This window comes from Candidatus Pelagibacter communis (assembly GCF_001180025.1).
In the GTDB taxonomy this organism is placed as follows: domain Bacteria; phylum Pseudomonadota; class Alphaproteobacteria; order Pelagibacterales; family Pelagibacteraceae; genus Pelagibacter; species Pelagibacter ubique_A.
This window is the reverse complement of sequence record NZ_CVSK01000035.1, coordinates 1-811: the sequence shown is the minus strand read 5'-3', so window position 1 is coordinate 811 and position 811 is coordinate 1. Positions and strand designations below refer to the sequence as shown.

Here is an 811-nt window from a genome sequence, read left to right as displayed (position 1 = left end):
AAGGCAGTAGGGCTCAGCGAAGCTGGCTTAAAAACAGCTTGTATCTCAAAAGTATTTCCTACCAGAAGTCATACATCAGCTGCACAAGGTGGAATATCAGCAGCACTAGGAAACATGGGAGAAGATGATTGGAGATGGCACATGTATGACACTGTAAAAGGTGCAGATTGGTTAGGTGATCAAGATAGTATTGAATATCTTTGTAAAGAAGCACCTAAAGCAGTTTTAGAGTTAGAGAAATATGGAGTTCCATTTAGCAGAACTGAAGAAGGAAAAATTTATCAAAGACCATTTGGTGGAATGACAAAAAATTATGGAAATGGAATAGTTCAAAGAACTTGTGCAGCAGCTGATAGAACAGGACATGCTATTTTACACACATTATATGGACAAGCGTTAAAGCATAATACAGAATTTTTTATAGAATATTTTGCATTAGATTTGTTGATGAAGAATGGAGAATGTAAAGGTCTAATTGCTTGGAATTTGAATGATGGCACAATTCACAGATTTAGAGCGCACACAGTAATTATTGCTACGGGTGGTTATGGAAAAGTTTATTATTCAGCAACATCAGCACATACTTGCACTGGTGATGGTAATGCAATGATTTTAAGAGCTGGATTACCGCTTCAGGATATGGAGTTTGTTCAATTTCACCCAACAGGAATTTATGGCCACGGCACATTAATAACAGAAGGTGCGCGAGGAGAAGGGGGTTATCTTACAAATTCTAAGGGTGAAAGATTTATGGAAAGATATGCTCCAAATGCAAAAGATTTAGCATCAAGAGATGTTGTTAGTAGATCTA

The 811-nt window shown here is 37.1% G+C and carries 1 protein-coding gene; it reads left to right on the top strand.

Annotation, left to right across the window (positions count from 1 at the left end; translation table 11 throughout):
- Positions 1-811, top strand: an 811-nt coding sequence (locus AMN83_RS01665) for an FAD-binding protein (RefSeq protein WP_143323628.1), incomplete at both ends; no start/stop codon positions are given.